Source organism: Micromonospora parva (genome assembly GCF_000718515.1).
Classification (GTDB): domain Bacteria; phylum Actinomycetota; class Actinomycetes; order Mycobacteriales; family Micromonosporaceae; genus Micromonospora; species Micromonospora parva.
Map to the genome: position 1 here is coordinate 101,999 of NZ_JNZS01000004.1, position 20,585 is coordinate 122,583.

18 protein-coding genes are annotated in these 20,585 nt (G+C 72.1%); 10 read left to right on the top strand and 8 right to left on the bottom strand.

The window, feature by feature from the left end; translation table 11 throughout:
• Positions 1 to 71 precede the first annotated feature (71 nt).
• A complete protein-coding gene (locus IF22_RS0105110) occupies positions 72 to 527 on the top strand; it encodes a gamma-glutamylcyclotransferase family protein (RefSeq protein WP_030328953.1) in 456 nt (151 codons plus the stop codon).
• 75 nt (positions 528 to 602) lie between these two features.
• On the opposite strand, the gene IF22_RS0105115 is transcribed toward IF22_RS0105110, so the two are convergent.
• The 4 genes from IF22_RS0105115 to IF22_RS0105130 all read right to left on the bottom strand — a co-directional run bounded on the left by IF22_RS0105115 (position 603) and on the right by IF22_RS0105130 (position 4,073).
• Positions 603 to 1,562, bottom strand: coding sequence for a GNAT family N-acetyltransferase (locus tag IF22_RS0105115; protein WP_030328955.1), 960 nt, complete (start codon positions 1,560 to 1,562; stop codon positions 603 to 605).
• 60 nt (positions 1,563 to 1,622) lie between these two features.
• Entirely contained in the window at positions 1,623 to 2,357 is a 735-nt protein-coding gene (locus IF22_RS0105120) for an SCO6745 family protein (protein ID WP_030328958.1), read from the bottom strand.
• A gap of 104 nt (positions 2,358 to 2,461) precedes the next feature.
• Entirely contained in the window at positions 2,462 to 3,436 is a 975-nt protein-coding gene (locus tag IF22_RS0105125) for a coiled-coil domain-containing protein (protein WP_030328962.1), read from the bottom strand.
• 4 nt (positions 3,437 to 3,440) lie between these two features.
• Positions 3,441 to 4,073: an MBL fold metallo-hydrolase gene (locus IF22_RS0105130; RefSeq protein ID WP_030328964.1), complete on the bottom strand. Its 633-nt coding sequence runs from the start codon at positions 4,071 to 4,073 to the stop codon at positions 3,441 to 3,443.
• A 92-nt stretch (positions 4,074 to 4,165) separates the two neighbouring features.
• On the opposite strand from IF22_RS0105130, the gene IF22_RS0105135 reads away from it, so the two are divergent.
• The gene (locus IF22_RS0105135; protein ID WP_081883711.1) at positions 4,166 to 5,128 is read left to right on the top strand and encodes a DUF4349 domain-containing protein; all 963 of its coding nucleotides are present in this window, start codon (positions 4,166 to 4,168) and stop codon (positions 5,126 to 5,128) included.
• On the opposite strand, the gene IF22_RS0105140 is transcribed toward IF22_RS0105135, so the two are convergent.
• On the bottom strand, positions 5,085 to 6,344 hold the full coding sequence (locus IF22_RS0105140; protein ID WP_030328968.1) for an amidohydrolase: 1,260 nt from the start codon (positions 6,342 to 6,344) through the stop codon (positions 5,085 to 5,087). The two genes, IF22_RS0105135 and IF22_RS0105140, sit on opposite strands and share 44 nt — an antisense overlap.
• A gap of 459 nt (positions 6,345 to 6,803) precedes the next feature.
• Entirely contained in the window at positions 6,804 to 8,387 is a 1,584-nt protein-coding gene (locus IF22_RS0105150) for an acyl-CoA mutase large subunit family protein (protein WP_030328970.1), read from the bottom strand.
• Positions 8,388 to 8,593: 206 nt separating this feature from the next.
• Here IF22_RS0105150 and IF22_RS0105155 point away from each other — a divergent pair, with 206 nt between their 5' ends.
• Complete coding sequence (locus IF22_RS0105155; protein ID WP_030328973.1) at positions 8,594 to 10,663, top strand: serine/threonine-protein kinase; 2,070 nt, start codon at positions 8,594 to 8,596, stop codon at positions 10,661 to 10,663.
• A gap of 48 nt (positions 10,664 to 10,711) precedes the next feature.
• The gene (locus IF22_RS0105160; protein WP_030328976.1) at positions 10,712 to 12,379 is read left to right on the top strand and encodes a phospho-sugar mutase; all 1,668 of its coding nucleotides are present in this window, start codon (positions 10,712 to 10,714) and stop codon (positions 12,377 to 12,379) included.
• 130 nt (positions 12,380 to 12,509) lie between these two features.
• Here IF22_RS0105160 and IF22_RS0105165 read toward each other — a convergent pair whose 3' ends face one another.
• Positions 12,510 to 13,187 carry a GOLPH3/VPS74 family protein gene (locus IF22_RS0105165; protein ID WP_030328978.1) on the bottom strand — a complete coding sequence of 226 codons (678 nt, stop codon included), beginning with the start codon at positions 13,185 to 13,187 and terminating at the stop codon, positions 12,510 to 12,512.
• A gap of 72 nt (positions 13,188 to 13,259) precedes the next feature.
• The gene (gene upp / locus IF22_RS0105170; protein ID WP_030328980.1) at positions 13,260 to 13,892 is read right to left on the bottom strand and encodes a uracil phosphoribosyltransferase; all 633 of its coding nucleotides are present in this window, start codon (positions 13,890 to 13,892) and stop codon (positions 13,260 to 13,262) included.
• Positions 13,893 to 14,025: 133 nt separating this feature from the next.
• On the opposite strand from upp, the gene deoC reads away from it, so the two are divergent.
• The 6 genes from deoC to IF22_RS0105205 all read left to right on the top strand — a co-directional run bounded on the left by deoC (position 14,026) and on the right by IF22_RS0105205 (position 20,580).
• Complete coding sequence (deoC, locus tag IF22_RS0105175; protein WP_030328982.1) at positions 14,026 to 14,985, top strand: deoxyribose-phosphate aldolase; 960 nt, start codon at positions 14,026 to 14,028, stop codon at positions 14,983 to 14,985.
• A gap of 6 nt (positions 14,986 to 14,991) precedes the next feature.
• Positions 14,992 to 16,422 carry an aldehyde dehydrogenase family protein gene (locus IF22_RS0105180; protein ID WP_030328990.1) on the top strand — a complete coding sequence of 477 codons (1,431 nt, stop codon included), beginning with the start codon at positions 14,992 to 14,994 and terminating at the stop codon, positions 16,420 to 16,422.
• On the top strand, positions 16,415 to 17,239 hold the full coding sequence (locus tag IF22_RS0105185; RefSeq protein WP_030328992.1) for an aldehyde dehydrogenase family protein: 825 nt from the start codon (positions 16,415 to 16,417) through the stop codon (positions 17,237 to 17,239). The genes IF22_RS0105180 and IF22_RS0105185 overlap by 8 nt, the downstream gene beginning before the upstream one ends.
• Positions 17,240 to 17,608: 369 nt before the next feature.
• Complete coding sequence (locus tag IF22_RS0105195) at positions 17,609 to 18,082, top strand: BlaI/MecI/CopY family transcriptional regulator (protein WP_245233531.1); 474 nt, start codon at positions 17,609 to 17,611, stop codon at positions 18,080 to 18,082.
• 10 nt (positions 18,083 to 18,092) lie between these two features.
• Positions 18,093 to 18,998, top strand: coding sequence for a M56 family metallopeptidase (locus IF22_RS0105200; RefSeq protein ID WP_030328996.1), 906 nt, complete (start codon positions 18,093 to 18,095; stop codon positions 18,996 to 18,998).
• Between the two features lie 328 nt (positions 18,999 to 19,326).
• The gene (locus tag IF22_RS0105205; RefSeq protein WP_030328999.1) at positions 19,327 to 20,580 is read left to right on the top strand and encodes a cytochrome ubiquinol oxidase subunit I; all 1,254 of its coding nucleotides are present in this window, start codon (positions 19,327 to 19,329) and stop codon (positions 20,578 to 20,580) included.
• The last annotated feature ends 5 nt before the right edge of the window (positions 20,581 to 20,585 follow it).

Genomic DNA, 20,585 nt, shown 5'->3' on the forward strand with positions numbered 1-20,585 from the left:
CTTCTCCCGAACGCGTTCGACACGCACTGTCGTATTCTCCCCCACCCGTCGGCCGGGCTATCGTCATCGCCGTGCGTCATCACGCCGCCTACGGCTCAAATCTCGACCCCGCCCGGATGCGTGCCTACTGTCCGCATTCGCCGATGGTGGGCACCGGCTGGCTGGAGGGCTGGCGGCTGACCTTCGCCGGGGCGGACGTGATCGGCTGGGAGGGTGCGGTGAGCACCCTCGTCGAGTCTCCCGGTGACCGGGTCTTCGTGGCTCTCTACGACATCCACCCGTACGACGCCGAGCAGCTCGACGAGCTGGAGGGCGTCGCCGCCGGGACGTACCGCAAGCTGCACGTCCGGGTTTCCACCCTCGACGGCGACGTGACCGCGTGGATCTACGTCTTCAACGGGTACGAGGGTGGCCTGCCGACCTCGTGGTACCTGTCGGAGATCGCGAACGCCGCCGAGAAGGCGGGCGCCCCGGACGACTACGTCACCGAGTTGCGGGCCCGCCCCACCGGCACCGCGTCGGCGTAGCAGCGCGTATCGCACGCCTCCAGTCTGCTACCGCTGTCGACCGCGACCCCGGTCGGGCCCGCCCGGGGTCGTCAATCACACACGGGCCGCCGGGACGGACCGTTCGTACATGTCGGTCCAGTGGGTTTCCCGCAGGCCCACCGACCGGTAGAGCGACAGCGGGGCGGTCGGGTTGGTGAGGTCGACGCCCAGACCGGCCGACTTCCGCCCCTTCTCGGCGTAGCGGGCGAAGGCGCGGCGCAGCAGCGCCGCACCCACACCCCGGCGACGGTACGCGGACAGCACCGACAGGGTCTTCACCCAGCCCGACTGTTGGTCGAGTGCCTGATCCGAGGACTGCAACGCGCCGACCGGCACCCCGTCCACCTCGGCGACGAACCACTCGTCCCAGGCGGTCAGGTCGCCGATGCGGGCACGCCACCGCTCGTACGACAACGGTTCGTGGTCCGGGGTGTCACCGAAGGCGGCCTCGTAGATCCGGTGGAACTCCACCAGGTCGGTCTCGTGGTCCGGGCGGACCTGCCGCACGGTCACGCCCGCGGGTGCGGCCGGCTCGTCGGGCAGATCGTCCAACGGTCGGCTCATTCGGACGTACCGCTTGACGCGGGCGAAATCGAGCGCGCGAAGGGTCTGTTCCCAGTCATGTTCGGGGGCGAAGACCGCGCAGCGGACGGTGAGCGACGGCAACCCCCGCTCGGCCGCGCGTTCGGCGACCCGGTCCAGTTGGCGAACCAGCAGCGGCGCGCGGACGGCGGCGCCCCGCACCGGCTCGACGTAGACCTCCACGAACTCCCGGCCCACCCCGCTCGGGTTGTCCACCGTCGCCCAGCCGACCACTGTGTCGTCCGGGTCGATCGCCAACCAGGAGTCCCGGGTCGGGTCGAAGTGGCTGGCGGTCAGTGACGCCGTGACGTCCTCGGCGTCGAAGTCGGGGTGGCCGATGGCGAAGGTGTCGGCGGCGTGCACCACCGCGAGGATCGCCGGTACGTCGTCGAGGGTGGGGCGGCGCGTTGTCCAACCAGCGGGAAGGGTCACGGCAGGACATCCTGGCAGCCGAGCCGCCGGGGCGCCGCCCATTTTCCGGCTGGCGGAGGCTCAGCCGAGGTCGACCCGGGTGCGGTGCAGCAACTCCACCAACTCGGCGCCGTCGGCGGGCCCGAGGGCGGTGAACGCCGGCGCGGCCAACCGGTTGGTCACCGCCTCCGCCCAGAGCCGGCGGCGCACCAGCGGCCCGATCGGCGGGTACGGCGGCGGCCACCCGCAGGCCACCGCCCCGGCCTCCCCCTCCGGCCCGGCCAGCACCGCCTCCAGCGGAGTCATCCCGGCGGCCCGTACCGCGAGCAGGTAGGCGCCGGTGAAGTGTTCCCGGAGCAGCCGCAGCCCGGCGGCGCTGCGGGCCCCGGGAGAGAGGTCCGGAAGGGGCATGGCCCGCCACGCGGCGAAGAGCGGCATCCCGCTGGCGTCGGCCGCGACGACGGCCCGCTCGACGAGCGCGGACAGGCGTTCGGCACCGGGCAGGGGGCCGAGCTGCTGCGCCCCCCACCGGCAGCATTCGGCGAGGCTCGCGGCGGCCACCTGGAACGGCGGGACGACCCGGGCGGCGGCGTCCCAACCGTCGGCGACGGCGTCCGGGGCGATGAACCCGAGGGCGGCGGCGGCCGTCTCGGCCCGCACATCGCCGAGCGCGCCGGCCCGGCCGCTGATGTAGAAGGCCCACCCGGAGATCCCGAGCAGTCGGGCCCGGCGCAACGTGGTCGGGTCCCGGCTGAAGGCGTCGCCCAGGTCGAGCACGACGGGCTTGCTGGCAGCCGCGACCTGCTCCGGAGTCACCGCGGGGCCCTCTTCGCGCGGCCCGAACCGCCGCGCCCGACCACGCCCCGATCCACGGCCACCCACCGTGCACGGCCCGCGCACTCGTCGTCGTCCATCAATGCTCAGTCTGCCGCGCCACCGCCCGCGTCCGCATCCCCCTCTTCGGCCGCCAGTGCCTCGATCGCCGCCTCGACCTCCCCGGCGCGCCGCCGGGCCACGGTGACCGCCCGCTCGGCGGCCCGCCGGGCGAGCTTGGCCCGGCTGAGATCCTGCTCGGCGACCGCGCGCCGCCGCTCCAGCTCGGCCAGCTCCGCCTCAAGCCCATCGAGTACGGCCGCACCGTCGCGCTCCTGCCCGGTCGCCTCAATCAGTTCCGCCTCGGCCCGCTCCTGGTCGGCCTGGGCCTTCGCCAACTCGCGGTCCAGGGCGCGGCGCTGCCGGGCCCGCTCGGCTCGGGCCGCCCGCTGCGCGGCCCGCTCGGCCCGCTCGGCCGCCCGATCCGTACGGGGTGCCGCCTCGGGTCGCCCTCGCTGGGCGCCGGGTCGGCGGGCCGGGCGTTCCTCGTCGGGCTCCTCGCCGTCGCCGGTGACCAGCCGCAGTTGTGGCCGGGGCACCTCACCGAAGCCGGCGTAGCTGGCCGCCCGCAGCAGCCGACCCGCCCGCACCTGCTCGGCGACCTCGACGTCGGAGAACGCCGCGTTCAACGTCGCCTCCACCTCGGCCAGGGGCAGCCGGTTCGCCGGTGGCGCGTCCGGCTCGGCCGCGGCGAGCTTGCGCACCTCGGCGACCAGGGAGCCGACCACCGCCCGGCGCTGCGCGGACAGCTCCCGCAGTTTGGGCCCGCGCAGCTCCCGTTGGGCGGACCGTAGGGCGTCGGCGAGCTGCACCAGATCGGCGACCAGCTCCGGACGTCGGATGGCGAGCAGGTTCACCAACCAGGCGGCCACCGTCGGGCGACGCAGCCGGGCCAGCTCCCGGGCGGTGGCCGGGTCACCGGCCTGGCGGGCCTGCGCCACGGCGGCCGCCCGGGCGGCCACGAACCGGTCCGGTGGGGTGCGGTAGAGCTGTTGCACCAGCTCCGCGGAGAGGCCGGGCATCGGGTCAGACGTCCACCCGACTGCCGGGTTCCAGTCGCTGGTACTCGGTGCCGGACATCGCCGAGTACTGCCGGTTCAGCACACCCAGCCCGTTGTCGTTGAGTAGCGCGTCGTGCAGGGCGTACGCGCGCCGCGGCGCGACCGCGCGGATGAAGTCGAGCACCTCGGAGAACTTCGACCAGGGGGCGTGGATCGGCGCGAAGAGCGTGTCGACGGGTGTCTCGTCGGGCACCACCAGGGAGTCGCCCGGGTGGTAGACCACGTCGTTGATCAGGTAACCGAGGTTGTCGATCACCGGGATCTCGGGGTGGATCACGGCGTGCCGCCCCCCGTACGCGCGCACGGCGACCCCGGCGGCGGTGAACGACTCACCGACGTCGACCGGGCGCAGCGCGTCGGCCGCGTCCCCAAGGGCCTCGGCGAGCGAGGCGGGGCCGTGGATCGGGAACGGCCGTCGGTCGAGCTGGAGGCGCACCGCTGCCAGGTCGAGGTGGTCGGGGTGCGCGTGGGTGATCAGCACCGCGTCCGCACCGTCCAGCGCCGCCGTGGTGTCGCTGAACACCCCGGGGTCGACGACGAGGATTCCCCCATCGTGTTCCACCCGAAGGCAGGAGTGGGCGTACTTGGTGAGTCGCATCGTGACTCCTCGATTATCGAATCGTGACGTCCTCAGCGCAGTCTGCCGGAACCAGCCGGAGTGTGCGTCGCGTCCGAGCTATCGCACACCGGTTGACGACGATGGGAGCGGGGATGGACGGACGGGTGGGACGACGCCGCGGTGCGCTGCTGGCGGCGACAGCACTGGCGGCCGCGCTGGCACTGACAGGATGCGGCGCCGGCGACAGTGGGGCACAGGACACCGCCGGCTCGGCGGTCGAGGCGCCGCCGGCCAAGGGCGGTGAGGTGCCCCGGGACGCCGCCGCGGGCGCACCGGAGGCGGCCGGTGCCGGCGCACCGGACCTGCGGGTGGACCAGCGGGCGATCATCTACACCGGAACGATGCGGGTGCAGGTGGACGATGTGGACTCGGCCGCCCGCGAGGCCACCGCCGTGGCCACTCGGGCCGGTGGTTTCGTCGGTGGGGACCAGCGGCGCAGCGCCGACGCCGACGCGGTGGCGGAGCTGGTGCTGCGAGTGCCGGCGGCGAAGTTCACCGGCGTGGTGGAGGAGATCGCGAAGCTCGGTCGGCAGCAGAACCGGGAGATCAACACTCAGGACGTCACCGAGGAGACCGTCGACCTGGACGCCCGGATCACCAGTCAGCGGGCACGGGTGGACAGCGCCCGCCGGTTGCTGGCCCGGGCCACCTCGATCACCGACCTGGTGTCGTTGGAGAACGAGCTGGGTCGCCGGGAGGCGGACCTGGCCTCGCTGGAGGCCAAGAAGCGACGCCTGGCCGACCTGACCGCCCTCTCCACGATCACCGTGGCGCTGGCCGGACCGGCGGCGAAGGCCACCGAGGAGAAGGACGAGACCGGCTTCCTGGTGGGGCTCAGGGGCGGCTGGAAGGCGTTCGTCGTCTCGATGACCGTCCTGCTGACGGTGCTGGGCGCGTTGCTGCCGTGGCTGGTGGCGCTCGGCGTACCGCTGGCGGTGTTGTTGGTGGTGCTGCGCCGGCGGCGCAGGTCCCCGGCGCTGGTCGCACCGGTCAGCGCGCCGCCGCCAGTGCCCGCAGCGCGGTCTGGACCATGACCCGGACGCCGACCGGGATGGCCCGCTCGTCCACGTCGAAGCTCCCCCGGTGCAGGTCGACGTTGGGGCCGGAACGACCCACGCCGAGCCGGGCGAGGGCGCCGGGGACGTACTCCAGATACCAGGAGAAGTCCTCGCCGCCCATGCTCTGCGGTGTCTCGGCGATCCCCTCCGGGCCGAGCGCGGCGGCGGTGGCGGCGGTCAGCACCTGGATGGCGCGGGAGTCGTTGCACACCGGCGGACGGCCGCGCAGGTATTCCAGGTCGACAGTGGCGCCGGTCGGCGCGATCACGTCCCGTACCACCTGAGCGACGATCTTGGGAGCCTGCTCCCAGGTGTCGCGGTCCATCACCCGGAGGGTGCCGGAGGCGCTCGCCTCGGACGGGATGACGTTGTAGCGGGTGCCGGCCGAGGCGTGGCCGAAGACCAGCAGCAGGCCGCTGTTGGCCGGCACCCGGCGGCTGACCAGGGCGGGCACCTCGGTGATCAGCCGACCGAGCGCGTCGACCAGGTCGACGGTCAGGTGCGGGCGGGCGGTGTGCCCGCCCGGGCCGGAGAGCCGGACTGTCACGTTGTCGGCGGCCGCGGTGATCGGACCGACCCGCAGGCCGACCTGGCCCACCGGCAGGTTCGGGTCGCAGTGCAGCGCGAAGATCTGCACCACGTCGTCCAGGCCGCCGGCCTCGATGACCTCCAGCGAACCGCAGGGCAGGATCTCCTCGGCCGGCTGGAAGATCAGCCGGACCCGGCCGTCCAGCTCCCCGAGGTCGGCGAGCTGGGCGAGCAGCATGCCGACGCCGAGCAGGATCGTGGTGTGCACGTCGTGCCCGCAGGCGTGGCAGACGCCCTCCACGGTCGACCGGTACGGGACGTCCTTGGGGTCGTCGAGCGGCAGGGCGTCGATGTCGGCGCGCAGCGCCACGACCGGGCCGTCCGGCCGGCCGTTGATGTCGCAGATCACGCCGTTGCCCTTGGGCAGCAGGCGCGGGCTCAACCCGGCCAGCGACAACTCCCGGGCGATCAGCGCGGCCGTCTCGAACTCGTTGCCGGAGAGCTCAGGGTGCGAGTGGATGTGACGGCGCGTAGCGATCAGCCCCGGTACCCGGAGCGCGAGAAGGTGATCCAGCTCGCGGGGCAACGGCTGGGATCCGGGTGGCGTCTCCGGCCAGGACGACGCCAGCTGGCCACCCGTGGGCAGCGTCAACGCACTCGTCACGTCGAATTCTCGATCACTAGAGATGGATGGATCATCGGGGACAGCAGACAGCCTAGACCTCCGACGGTGACGCTGCGCAACCTCGTTACGGTAATGATCGGACCGCACAGAGTCACGTATGCCCTGCTGAGGGCGTTCGTCGAGGCGGGGGACAGCAGGTAGATCACGGTCGAACGCCGTCATCGGCCCCTCACCTCCTACAACGCGTAACCAATCGCGGCGGTCACGAATCCCGGAACCAGTCGGAACCCGTTGCCAAATTGTCGCATTAGTCGGGGTGGTGAACTGACACTCCGACAATTAGCCGACCACACTCCGCAACGAGCCGGATAAGGACGCTCACACGCACCCACCCACCGTGGGCGCACAGGGTGTGCGTCCCGGCTCAACCGACCGGATACCCGCTCGGCCCGACTGACACACAGTGCCCTCGGGCCGTAGAGCCGCGACCGAGCGCGCTCAGAAGCGGTCGGAGGGTCGGTACAACCCCCACACCTCGCGCAGCGTCCCGCACACCTCGCCCACCGTCGCCCGGGCCCGCAGCGCCTCCTTCATCGGGTACAGCACGTTCTCCGCACCCTCGGCGGCGGCCCGAAGATCGGCCAGCGCCCGCGCCACCGCGTCGGCGTCCCGCTCGGCGCGCAGCCGGGCCAGCCGGTCGGCCTGGGCCGCCTCGATCGCCGGGTCGACCCGCAGCGGCTCGTACGGCTCCTCCTCGTCCACGGTGAACCGGTTGAGCCCGACCACCACCCGCTCCGCCGAGTCGATCTCCTGGGCGATCCGGTACGCGGACTGCTCGATCTCCCGCTTCTGGAAGCCGGCCTCGATCGCGTCCACCGCCGAACCGTGGTCGGCCACCCGCTCCATCAGCTCGACGGCGGCAGCCTCGATCTCGGCGGTCATCGCCTCCACCACGTACGAGCCGGCGAACGGGTCGACGGTGGCGGTCAGGTCCGTCTCGTAGGCCAGCACCTGCTGGGTACGCAGCGCGAGCCGGGCCGCCTTCTCGGTGGGCAGCGCGATCGCCTCGTCGAAGCTGTTGGTGTGCAGCGACTGGGTGCCGCCGAGCACCGCGGCCAACCCCTGCACCGCCACCCGGACCAGGTTCACCTCCGGCTGCTGCGCGGTGAGCTGCACGCCGGCGGTCTGGGTGTGGAACCGCAGCATCATCGACTTCGGATCCTTGGCGCCGAAGTCGTCGCGCATCAGTCGGGCCCAGATCCGCCGGGCGGCGCGGAACTTCGCCACCTCCTCGAGCAGCGTGGTGCGGGCCACGAAGAAGAACGACAGCCGGGGCGCGAAGTCGTCGACGGCGAGCCCCGCGGCCAGCGCCGCCCGCACGTACTCCACGCCGTTGGCCAGGGTGAACGCGATCTCCTGCGCGGGCGTCGCACCGGCCTCCGCCATGTGGTAGCCGGAGATGGAGATGGTGTTCCACTTCGGCACCTCCTTGCGGCAGTACGCGAAGGTGTCGGCCACCAGGCGCAGCGACGGCTTCGGCGGGAAGATGTACGTCCCCCGGGCGATGTACTCCTTGAGGATGTCGTTCTGGATGGTGCCGTTGAGTGCCGTCCCCGGCACCCCGTTCTCCTCGGCGACGAGCTGGTAGAGCAGCAGCAGCACCGAGCCGGGCGCGTTGATGGTCATCGAGGTGGACACCTTGTTCAGTGGGATGTCGGCGAAGAGCAGCCGCATGTCCTCGATGGAGTCGATGGCGACGCCCACCTTGCCGACCTCGCCGTGCGCGATCGGGTCGTCGGAGTCGTAGCCCATCTGGGTCGGTAGGTCGAACGCGACCGAGAGTCCCATGGTGCCGGCCCGCAACAGCTGGTGGTACCGCGCGTTGGACTCGGTGGCGGTGCCGAAGCCGGCGTACTGGCGCATGGTCCACGGGCGGGAGGTGTACATGGTGGGGTAGACGCCCCGGGTGTACGGAAACTCGCCGGGGCTGCCGAGCCGGGAGTCCAGGTCCTCCGGAAGGTCGGCCTCCGTGTAGACGCCGTTGATCGGGAAACCGGACTCACTTGACCGCCGTTGGTTCATCCCCGGATGGTAGGACGCCTGGCCACGTCGTCGGGTGAGGGATACCGCACAGTGCGTCCCGACCGGTCGACACCAGGTGAACGACAGGGCACGTTCTGTTGACTTCGATAAACGTCCGTCGCGTCGGCTTTCGCATCGGGCGTCGGAACCAGCAAGATAGGGGGGTTGTGTCCCAGCCCCCCTCGATTTCCCCCGGTGGCTTTTCTGTGACTCAGATCCCGACGTGGAGCGGCGGACCAGTTAGTCCCGCCAACGGACGAGCGGCGCCCGGCACCACCATTGGTGACCGGTACTCGCTGCGGTCCTCGGTGGGCAACGGCGGCATGGGCACGGTGTGGCGTGCCACAGACACCCTGCTGCGCCGTGACGTGGCGGTGAAGGAGGTCGTCCTGCCCCCTGGGCTGGCCCCCAGCGACCGCGACGCGATGTACGAACGCACCCTGCGCGAGGCCCGCGCCGCCGCCGCCATCCAGCACCCCGCCGTCGTGCAGGTGTACGACGTGGTCACCGAGGCCGGCCGGCCGTGGATCGTGATGGAGCTGCTGGACGCCCGCAGCCTGGCCGACATGGTGATCGAGGACGGGCCGGTCGCGCCCCGCGCCGTCGCGAAGATCGGCATCGCGCTGCTCGGCGCGTTGGAGGTCGCCCACGCGATCGGCGTACTGCACCGCGACGTCAAACCGGCCAACGTGCTGATCTGCGCCGACGGGCGGTGCGTGCTGACCGACTTCGGGGTCGCCCGGATGCCCACGGACGTGCAGCTCACCACCCCCGGCATGGTGCTCGGCTCGCCGCACTTCATCTCGCCCGAGCGGGCCATGGGCCAGGAGTTCGGCCCGCCCAGCGATCTCTTCTCGCTGGGTGTGACGCTCTACACCGCTGTCGAGGGGCGGCCCCCGTTCGACAAGGGCGACCCGATCGAGACCATGCACGCCGTGGTGGAGGACCCACCCGCCCCGCCGCAGCGCAGCGGCCCGCTGACCCGCGTGCTGATGGGTCTGCTGGAGAAGGACCCGGCGCGTCGACTGGACGTGCACACCTCCCGGGCCATGCTGCGCGAGCTGCTCGCCGGCCCGCTGGGCAGCACGGCGACGGCGGTGCACTCGGTCACCGACCCGTACGCCGTGGTGCCGGTGCAGCAGCGCCCCGTGCCCGTCCTCCCGCCGGCCCAGCCGGAGCCCAAGCCGGACAGCCAGATCGGTGGCCCGGCGATGCTGGCCCCGGGTGAGTCCCTGACCGACCGGCTGTCCTCGTTGCGCCGGGGCAAGCGTCAGCAGGCAGCGTCCGCTGCCGGTGCCACGGGTGGGCTCGACGAGACCAGCGCCGACGCGTTGGCCGGCCCGCTGCACACGCCGACCGGCGCGATGCCGGCCGCCGGCCGACCGGCGGCCGGGCGCACCTACGGCGGCAACGCGGACGCCACCCAGCGGGTGGACGCCGGCGGGCACCCCGACGCCACCCAGCGGGTCAGCTACGGCAACCCGGCCGAGGCCACCCAGCAGGTCGGGTACGGCGGCGCACCGGAGGCCACCCAGCGCGTCGGCGGCACCTACGGCGGCAACCAGTGGTCGGTGCCGGGCACCGGCCAGCCCTGGGCCACCGCGCCCGCCACCTCCGGCGGCAGCGCTCTGGACAAGGTCCGCGCCACCGGGGGTCAGCTGGTCACCACGGTCAAGGGCTGGCCGCGCAAGGTCCAGCTCGCCGCTGCCGGCGGGTTGGTCGTCGTGCTGCTGCTCAGCGTGGTGGCGCTCTCCGGCGGCGACGACGACAAGACGTCGCCGAACACCCCGGCGGCGCAGCCCACCCCGTCCGCCCCGGCGGCCCCCACCGTCGAGATGCAGGAGCACGCGGCGCGCGGGATCCAGGTCATGGTGCCGAAGGGCTGGAAGAAGGCCACCGGCGGTTCGTACACCGACTACATCGACCCGGAGGACAGCGGCCGCAAGGTCCGCATCATCACCGAGAAGTGGACCAGCAGCTCCGCCCGGTGGGCGGAGACGGCCGAGAACGGCCTCAAGACCAGGAGCACCTCCTGCGTCAAGCCGTACAACCAGGTCTCGTCCTCCACCGAAACCCAGCTGGCCAGCAAGCCCGCCGCCGAATTCGAGTACACCTGCGGCGAGGGTGACGTGATGCGGCACGGCATCTGGCGGGGCGTGGCGCAGGACGGCAAGGCGTACTCGTTCTACCTCACCGCCACCGACGCCAAGTTCGCGGAGAGCAAGCCGATCTTCGACGAGATGGCGCGCACGTTCCAGCTCACCGGGGACGGCTGAGCCGGAGGGAACCGACAGGGATGATCCGTCGCCGTGCTATCAAGGGGCATGGCGGCGGACACCACTGACATCGACGACATTCGTGAGCAAGCCCGGCGCTGGCTGGCCGACGACCCCGACCCGGCCAGCCGGGACGAGCTGACGGCGGTGCTCGACGGGCTGCCCGCGAGCGCGCCGGAGCTGGCCGACCGGTTCGCCGGCCCGCTGACCTTCGGCACGGCGGGCCTGCGCGGCCCGCTGCGCGCCGGCCCGAACGGCATGAACCTCGCCGTGGTCACCCAGGCCGCTGCCGGCCTGGTCACCTGGCTCGCGGCCCAGGGTGGCACCGGCCCGCTGGTGATCGGGTACGACGCCCGGCACGGCTCGCGGCAGTTCGCCGAGCGCACCGCCCAGGTGGCCACCGGCGCTGGCCGCCCGGCGCTGCTGCTGCCCCGCCCGCTGCCCACCCCGGTGCTGGCGTACGCCGTGCGGCACCTCGGCGGGGTCGCCGGCGTGATGGTCACGGCCAGCCACAACCCGCCGCAGGACAACGGCTACAAGGTCTATCTCGGCGCGGAGCTGGGCGGCGAGTTGGGCGCCGGGGCGCAGATCGTGCCGCCCGCCGACGCCGGAATCGAGGCGGCCATCCGGTCGGTCGGGCCGCTGACCCAGGTGCCGTTGGGCGAGCCCGGTCAGGTGCTCGGCGACGACCTGGTCGCCTCGTACGTCGAACGGGCCACCGCGGTGATCGACCCGGACGGGCCACGGGACCTGACGGTGGCGTACACCCCGCTGCACGGGGTGGGCGCGGCGGTGCTGACCGCCGCCTTCGCCCGCGCCGGTTTCCCGACCCCCGGGGTGGTGCCCGACCAGGCCGAGCCGGACCCGGCGTTCCCCACCGTGTCGTTCCCCAACCCGGAGGAACCGGGTGCGGTGGACCGGCTGATCGCCCTGGCCGACTCCACCGGCGCGGACCTGGCCATCGCCAACGACCCGGACGCCGACCGGTGCGCGGTGGTCGTCCGGGACCACCGCGACGGCTGGCGGATGCTGCGCGGCGACGAGGTGGGCGTCCTGCTCGCCGACCACCTGATGCGCCGGGGGGTGACCGGGCTCTACGCCACCACGATCGTGTCGTCGTCGCTGCTGCGGGCGATGTGCGCGGCCCGGGGTCTGCCCTACGACGAGACGCTCACCGGCTTCAAGTGGATCGTGCGGGCCGGCGGTGGCAGCGCGCCGCTGGTCTTCGGCTACGAGGAGGCGCTCGGCTACTGCGTGGCCCCGGAGCACGTCCGGGACAAGGACGGCATCACCGCCGCGCTGACCGTGGCGGAGTTGGCCGCCGGCCTGAAGACGCAGGGCCGGACGTTGACCGACCGGCTCGACGAGCTGGCCGCCGAGTTCGGCGTGCACCACACCGACCAGCTCTCCGCCCGGGTGGACGACCTGCGGATCATCGCCGACGCGATGGCCCGGATCCGGACGACCACCCCGGCCACCCTGCTCGGACAGCCGGTGGACAGCGTTCGGGACCTGCTGCCCGAGTCGGATGTGGTGATCCTGCGCACCGCTGTGGCCCGGGTGGTGATCCGCCCGTCCGGGACCGAGCCGAAGCTCAAGGCGTACCTCGAGGTGGTGGAACCGGTCGTGGACGGTGACGTACCGACGGCCCGCAGCAGGGCGGCGTCGGCCGTCACCGCGCTCCGCGCCGAGGTCAGCGCTGCCCTTGGCATCTGAACCCCGCAGCACCCACCCACAACAAGTCCGCCCTTTGCTCTGCACCCGCGGAAGCGCCATTCGACTGTCGTCCGGTGGCGCCTGGGCGGGTGCAGAGCAAAGGGCACGTCGAGCGGGGTCGACCCGACGGTCAGCGGCGCGGGCCGAGCGCCTGGTCGACGGCGGTGGCCAGGGCGGCGACGACCAGGCCGACCGACGGGCGGACCACCGAGTCGTCGGTGCTCACCTCGCCGGAGAACCCGGCGCCGGTGGCGATCTCCGACAGCCGGCGGCGAGCGTCGGCGGCGGCCTCTCCGCTCACCCCGAGCGCGGACTCCATGCGGAGCACCACGACCAGGGTGGCCAGCGCGGCGGTGCGCTCGTCCGGGGCCGCCGCGCCGGTCAGCGCCTCGGCCAGCCGCTGCCGGGTCTCCGCCTCGACGGAGGAGTCCACGACCGGGTAGCGGTGCACGTGGATGAAGCCCAGCTCGGTCTCGTCCACGTCCCGGACGACGCCCTGCCGGCACAGGTCGGCGAGGATCCGGTCGCGCAGGCCGTGCCGCAGGCGCTGCACCCAGGACGCCGGGGTGTGCGGGGTGTCGGCGGCGATCCGGCTGAGGACGTCGTCGCTGAACGGCTCGCCCGTCGGCGTCGGGTCGAGCACCGTCAACGACCCGTCGGCGTACGCGATCCGGCCGGCCAGGGCCAGCTCGACCAGCACCGCGGCGGCCATGCCCAGGTCCAGGCTGATCCGCGGCATGGTCGCCTTGCCGGTCGTGTCGTCGTAGGCGAGGAGCAGCAACTCCTCGGCGAGCGCAACACCAGTCATGGCCGGAGACGGTAGCGGGTCCGCGCACCCCGTGCACGGACCCGCCGAACCCGGTTCCCACCGGGTATCACCTCAGAAGCGGGGCATGCCACCGAACTGGCGGTCTCCGGCGTCGCCGAGCCCGGGGACGATGAACATGCTGTCGTTGAGCCCTTCGTCGATCGAGGCCGTGACCAGGCGCAACGGCAGGCCGGAGCGCTCCAGCCGCTCGATGCCGACCGGGGCGGCGAGCACGCAGAGCACTGTGATGTCGGTGCAGCCGCGCTCGGCCAACAGCCGACAGGAGTGCTCCAGCGAACCGCCGGTGGCCAGCATCGGGTCGAGCACCAGGACCGGCAGCCCGGTCAGGTCGCGCGGCAACGACTCCATGTACGCGCGCGGCTCGTAGGTCACCTCGTCGCGGGCCAGGCCCACGAAACCCATCGAGGACTCCGGGAGCAGGCCCAACGCGGCGTCCGCCATACCCAGGCCGGCGCGCAGCACCGGGACCAGCAGCGGCGGGTTGGCCAGCCGGGTGCCCTCGGTGCCGGTGACCGGCGTCTGCACCGGGTACCGCTCGACGGGGAAGGTGCGCGCCGCCTCGTACACCAGCATGGTGGTCAGTTCGTGCAGCGCGGCCCGGAACGTCGAGGAATCGGTGCGCGCGTCCCGCATGGCGGTCAACCTGGACTGGGCCAGCGGGTGGTCAATGACGTGTACGTCCACGATCGCTCAACCTACCGGTCCGTAGCGCGCGGCGGTGCCGGTGCGGTCGGACCAGGGACGCCGCTCACGTCGGGGCGTCACTCAGCGCTCGTGAGCAAGATCACTCGGCGCTTCGGTGCGTAGACTTCTCGGCATGACGGCGACAACGACGTCGGCCCGGTCGGAGCTCTCCGAGCTGGGACGATCCGAGACCGCTCTGCGGACCTTCCTGCACGGCCTGCCCGGCGTGGACCAGGTCGGCGCGGAGCAGCGGGCGGCACAGCTCGGCACCCGCTCCATCAAGACCACCGCCAAGGCCCAGGCGATCGACCTGGCGATCCGGATGGTCGACCTGACCACCCTGGAGGGGGCGGACACCCCGGGCAAGGTGCGTGCGCTCGCCGCGAAGGCGTTGCGCCCCGACCCGGCCGACCCGTCCTGCCCGCACGTCGGCGCCGTCTGCGTCTACCCGGCGATGGTCCCGTACGTCGCCGAGGTGCTGCGCGGATCAGGTGTGCACCTGGCCAGCGTGGCGACCGCCTTCCCGTCGGGCCAGGCGCCGTTGGAGATCAAGCTGGCCGACACCCGGGCCGCCGTCGCGGCCGGCGCCGACGAGATCGACATGGTGATCAACCGTGGCGCGTTCCTGGCCGGGCGGTACAAGGAGGTCTACGACGAGATCGTGGCCACCAAGGAAGCCTCCGGCGATGCCCACCTCAAGGTGATCCTGGAGACCGGCGAGCTGGCCACCTACGACAACGTGCGGCGGGCCTCCTGGCTGGCCATGCTGGCCGGCGGCGACTTCATCAAGACTTCCACCGGCAAGGTTCCGGTCGCGGCGACGATGCCGGTGACCCTGGTGATGCTGGAAGCGGTCCGCGACTTCCGCGCGGCGACCGGTCGGCAGGTGGGCGTGAAGCCGGCCGGTGGCATCAAGACCACCAAGGACGCGATCAAGTACCTGGTGATGGTCAACGAGACCGTCGGCCCGGACTGGCTCGACCCGGACTGGTTCCGCTTCGGCGCGTCCAGCCTGCTCAACGACCTGCTGATGCAGCGCACCAAGCTGACGACCGGCACCTACTCCGGTCCCGACTACTTCACCCTGGACTGATAGCCGATGTTCGAATACGCCCCCGCCCCCGAGTCCCGCTCGGTGGTGGACCTCAAGCCCTCGTACGGGCTGTTCATCGACGGTACGTTCGTCGACCCGACCGACGGTGGCAGCTTCAAGTCGATCAACCCCGCCTCCGAGGAGGTGCTGGCCGAGATCGCCGAGGCCGGCGCCCAGGACGTGGAGCGCGCGGTACGCGCCGCCCGCAAGGCGTACGACAAGGTCTGGGGCCCGATGCCGGGCCGGGACCGGGCGAAGTACCTGTACCGGATCGCCCGGCTCATCCAGGAGCGCTCCCGCGAGCTGGCCGTCCTGGAGTCACTGGACAACGGCAAGCCGATCCGGGAGAGCCGCGACGTCGACCTGCCGCTGGTCGCCGCGCACTTCTTCTACTACGCCGGCTGGGCCGACAAGCTGGGTCATGCCGGCTTCGGCGCGAACCCGCAGCCGATCGGGGTGGCCGCGCAGGTCATCCCGTGGAACTTCCCGCTGCTCATGCTGGCCTGGAAGATCGCCCCGGCGCTCGCCGCCGGCAACACGGTGGTGCTGAAGCCGGCCGAGACCACCCCGTTGACCGCGCTGCTCTTCGCCGAGATCTGCCAGCAGGCCGACCTGCCGGCCGGGGTGGTCAACATCCTCACCGGCGCCGGCGACACGGGTCGTGCGCTGGTGGAGCACGCCGACGTGGACAAGGTCGCCTTCACCGGCTCCACCGAGGTGGGTCGGGCCATCGCCCGGTCGGTCGCCGGCACCCGCAAGAAGCTCACCCTGGAACTGGGTGGCAAGGCCGCCAACATCGTCTTCGACGACGCCCCGATCGACCAGGCCGTCGAGGGCATCGTCAACGGCATCTTCTTCAACCAGGGGCACGTCTGCTGCGCCGGCTCCCGGCTGCTGGTGCAGGAGAACGTTGCCGACCGGGTGCTGGAGTCGCTGAAGCGGCGGATGGCCCAGCTCCGAGTCGGCGACCCGCTGGACAAGAACACCGACGTCGGCGCCATCAACTCGGCCGCCCAACTGGAGCGGATCCGCGAGCTGTCCGACGCCGGCTCCGCCGAGGGCGCCGAGCGCTGGTCGCCGCCGTGCGAGCTGCCCGACCGGGGCTTCTGGTTCGCGCCGACCATCTTCACCGGCGTCACCCAGGCACACCGGATCGCCCGCGAGGAGATCTTCGGCCCGGTGCTGTCGGTGCTCACCTTCCGCACCCCGGCCGAGGCCGTCGAAAAGGCCAACAACACGCCGTACGGGCTGTCGGCCGGGATCTGGACCGACAAGGGTTCCCGGATCCTGTGGATGGCCGACCGGCTGCGCGCCGGCGTGGTCTGGGCCAACACCTTCAACAAGTTCGACCCCACCTCGCCGTTCGGTGGGTACAAGGAGTCGGGCTACGGTCGCGAGGGCGGCCGGCACGGGCTGGAGGGTTACCTCAATGTCTGAGCGGGTCGCGGTACGCAAGACGTACAAGCTCTTCATCGGCGGGAAGTTCCCGCGCAGCGAGTCGGGACGGTCGTATCTCGTGCAGTCCTCGAATGTGTCACTGGCCTCCCGCAAGGACGCCCGGGACGCGGTGGTCGCCGCCCGCGCCGCCGTGAAGGGCTGGGCCGGCGCGACCGCGTACAACAGGGGTCAGATCCTCTACCGGGCCGCCGAGATGCTGGAGGGCCGCCGCGAGCAGTTCGTCGCCCTGGGCATTCCCGGCGACGAGGTGGACGCGGCAGTGGACCGCTGGGTCTGGTACGCCGGCTGGGCCGACAAGCTCGCCCAGGTGTACGGGGGCGCCAACCCGGTCGCCGGCCCGTACTTCAACATCTCCGCGCCCGAGCCGACCGGCGTGGTCGCCGTGGTCGCCCCGGAGCGGCCGGCGCTGCTCGGCCTGGTCAGTGTGATCGCCCCGGCGATCGTCACCGGCAACACGGTGGTGGTCGCGGCGTCGCCGTCCGAGCCCCTGGCGGCGGTGACGCTGGCCGAGGTGCTGGCCACCTCCGACCTGCCCGGCGGCGTGGTCAACATCCTCACCGGCGCGATCACCGAGACCGCGCCGACACTGGCGGCGCACATGGACGTCAACGCGATCGACCTGACCGGGGTCACCGACGCCTCGCTCGCCACCGACCTGGAGGTCAAGGCGGCGGAGAACCTCAAGCGGGTGCTCCGACCGGCGTCCGGTGCGGCGGACTGGTTCGCCGACCCGGGCCTGGCCCGGATGACCGCGCTGCTGGAGACGAAGACGGTCTGGCATCCCAAGGGGGTGTGAGCGCCGGGTTGACCTCTTGGTTTTCCGGGGAGCCCTGACGTGGGCCAGGTTCGTCGGGTGGGTCAGCTCAGGGGTTCTGCCTCGGGTTCGGTTGCCGCCCTCCGCCTCCCCTCCTCCCGCCTTGCCCTGCCCCGCCGCCGCCGGCAGCCCAAGATCTGCACAAGAACAGGGATGTTGCTGCCTCCGTCGCCCGGGAGGCAGCAACATCGCTGAAGTTGCGCGGATCTTCGGCCAGCCCGTCGGTCTTGGTTGGTGATCATGGGTTGGCGGGTGTTCGATCTCGCTCGGCCGGTCAACCTCATGATCACCCTCAGGTTGGGGGTGGGCGCGGGCGCGTGGGGGGTCTACTACCGGGGGTAGGATTGATTCGTGACTCGGTTGGGCGATCTTGAGCGTGCGGTGATGGATGTGCTGTGGGACGTGGTCCCGGGCACGTCGGACGGGGTGACCGTGCGCGAGGTGGCCGACGCGCTCGACGGCCGTGAGCTGGCGTACACCACTGTGATGACGGTGCTGGACCGGCTCGCCGGCAAGGGCATGGTGCAGCGGGAGCGGGAGGGACGGGCCTGGCGGTACCGGCCGGCCGCCAGCCGCGAGGCACACATCGCCCAGCTCATGCTCGACGCCCTCGACCTGGGTGGCAGCCGGGACGCCGCGCTGGTGCGGTTCGCCCGCTCGGTGACCGGCACCGAGGCCGAGGTGCTGCGGGCCGCCCTGGGCAGCGAGGCCGGCCTGACCGGGCCGGGTGCCACCGGTGGTGACAAGGGCGGCGCCGACGCGCTGACCGACCGCGTGGGCGGGCCGGCGGGCCGACGCCCCGCCGGCGAGGCAGCGGAGCGGTAGGGCGCACGCCATGGCGTACGCCGTGCACTTCGCCGCCACGATGCTGGCCTGCTATCTGACCGCCCAGGTGCTGTCCCGTTCGACCTGGACGTGGCGCAGCCCTCGGGTGGCGATCGTCTGCTGGCAGGCCGTCGGGCTGGCGCTGGGCCTCTCGGCGATGGGCCTGCCGATGGCGCTCGGGTTGAGCGCGTACGACCGACCGACCGGTTCCGCACTGCTCGCCCTGGCCGACGACCTCGCCCATGGCGCCCTACCGATCGGGATGGGCACCTTCGAGCTGGCCGGCGTCGGGGTGGGCTTCGGCATCGGGGCGGTGCTGGTCACGACGACGGTGCGCAGCATCCACGGCACCGTACGCGCCCAGCGCCGCCACCGGGACCTGCTCTCCCTTGTCGCCCGCAACGACCCGGCCGCGCCGGGCGCACTGGTGTTGGATCATCCGAGCGCTGCCGCGTACTGCCTGCCGGGGGTGAAGCCGCAGGTGGTGGTCAGCGCCGGCACGCTGAGCCTGTTGGACCGGGCCGAGTTGGCCGCGGTGCTCAGCCACGAGCGGGCGCACGCCAACGAGCGGCACGACCTGGTGCTGCTGCCGTTCACCGCGCTGTGCCGGGCGCTGCCGTGGTTCGGCTGGGTGCGCGACGCGCACGAGCGGGTCGCCCTGCTGGTCGAGATGCGCGCCGACGACAAGGCCCGCGAGCTGCACGCCGAGGCCCCGCTGGCGGGGGCGCTGCGCCAGTTCGCCGCCGCCGGGCACCGGATCACCCCGGCCGGCGCGCTGGGCGTCGGCGACCGGGATCTCGACGTACGGATGCAGCGTCTGCTGGTCAGTGACCGGCCGCCCCGGGTGCTCGGTGCCACCGCCCTCGCGGTCGCCACCATGCTGGTCGCCCTCCCGGTAACCCTCTTCCTGTCCTGAGCTGACCCCGGCGCCCTTCACCCGCCGTGCCCTCAGGCCCCCGCGCGCCGCGTCGGGCCCCCGCGCACCACGCACCGGAGCCGCCCGCGCCGCGCCCGTAGGCCCGCAGCCGCGCGCTGTCCGGTCAAGGTCGCGCTCGATCCAGGATCTGGTGGCATCCCACGGCTACGAGGCCACTACATCCAGGATCGAGCGCGACCTTCGCACCCCATCACTACTACGCCCTGTCGTAGACTTCTCTACGACAAGGCGTAGTAGGGCTTACATGTAGGCAGGCTACGTGTAGGGTGGCTATGACAAGGGAGCCAACAGCTATGGAGGGCTGGTCATGGACACCCTGCTCCTCGCCCGCCTGCAGTTCGCCACCACCACCTCGATCCACTTCCTGTTCGTCGTCGTCACGCTCGGGCTGGTCACCCTGCTGGTCGGCATGCAGACCGCCTGGGTGCTCACCGGCAACCCGAAGTGGGAGCGGCTGACGCGTTACTGGGGCCAGCTCTACGTGATCAACTACGTGCTCGGCATCGCCACCGGCCTCGTGATGGAGTTCCAGTTCGGGCTGAACTGGAGCGGTCTGTCGCGCTACGTCGGCAACGTCTTCGGCGCGCCCCTGGCCATCGAGACGCTGGTGGCGTTCTTCCTGGAGTCCACGTTCCTCGGGATGTGGATCTTCGGCTGGCACCGACTCGGCAAGGGCGTGCACCTCGCGTTGCTCTGGGGCGTGGCGATCACCGCGTACGCGTCCGCGTTTTGGATCATGGTGGCCAACTCCTGGCTGCAGAACCCGGTCGGGTACGAGGTCCGCGACGGGATCGCCCACCTCACCGACTTCGGTGCGCTGCTGACCAACCCCAGCCTCGGCATGGCCCTCGGGCACGTGGTCTCGGCGGCACTGCTGGTCGGCGGGATGCTGATGGCGGCGGTCAGCGCCGGGCACCTGATCCGGCGTACCCCCGACTTCGCGCTCTTCCGCACCTCGCTGCGGATCGGCCTGATCACCGCGGCGCTGGCCATCACGATGGTGCAGGGCTTCGGCTTCGCCCAGTTCGGCCCGGTCGGCTCGGTACAGCCGACCAAGTTCGGCGGCGACAACCCCGAGAGCCGGGCGCTGATCGCCGAGTGGACCACGCGGTTCGGCCCCGGTGACTACACGCCGCCCGCGCTCGCCAGCGTCGGGCTGGGCTTCATGATCTTGATCGGCTTCACACTGGGGTGCGTCTGGCTCCTGCTGCCCCTGCTCTACCGGGACTGGATCATCCGACTGCGCTTTCCGCTCTGGCTGATCCTGCTCGGCCTGCCACTGCCGTTCGTCGCGGTGATCCTCGGCTGGATCTCCCGCGAGGTCGGCCGGCAACCCTGGGTGGCGTACGGGCTGCTCCGAACCGAGCAGGCCGTCTCGCCGGTCAGCGCACCGCTGATGCTCACCTCGCTGATCGGGTTCAGCCTGCTGCTGGGCACTCTCGCCGTCACCAACTGGGTGCTGCTCGCCCGACACGCCAGACGCGGCGCGGCCGACCCGGCGCTCGGACGCCCACCGGCACCGCCCAGCGAGCCCGCCCACCCCGAACCCGCCCTCATCTGAGCACC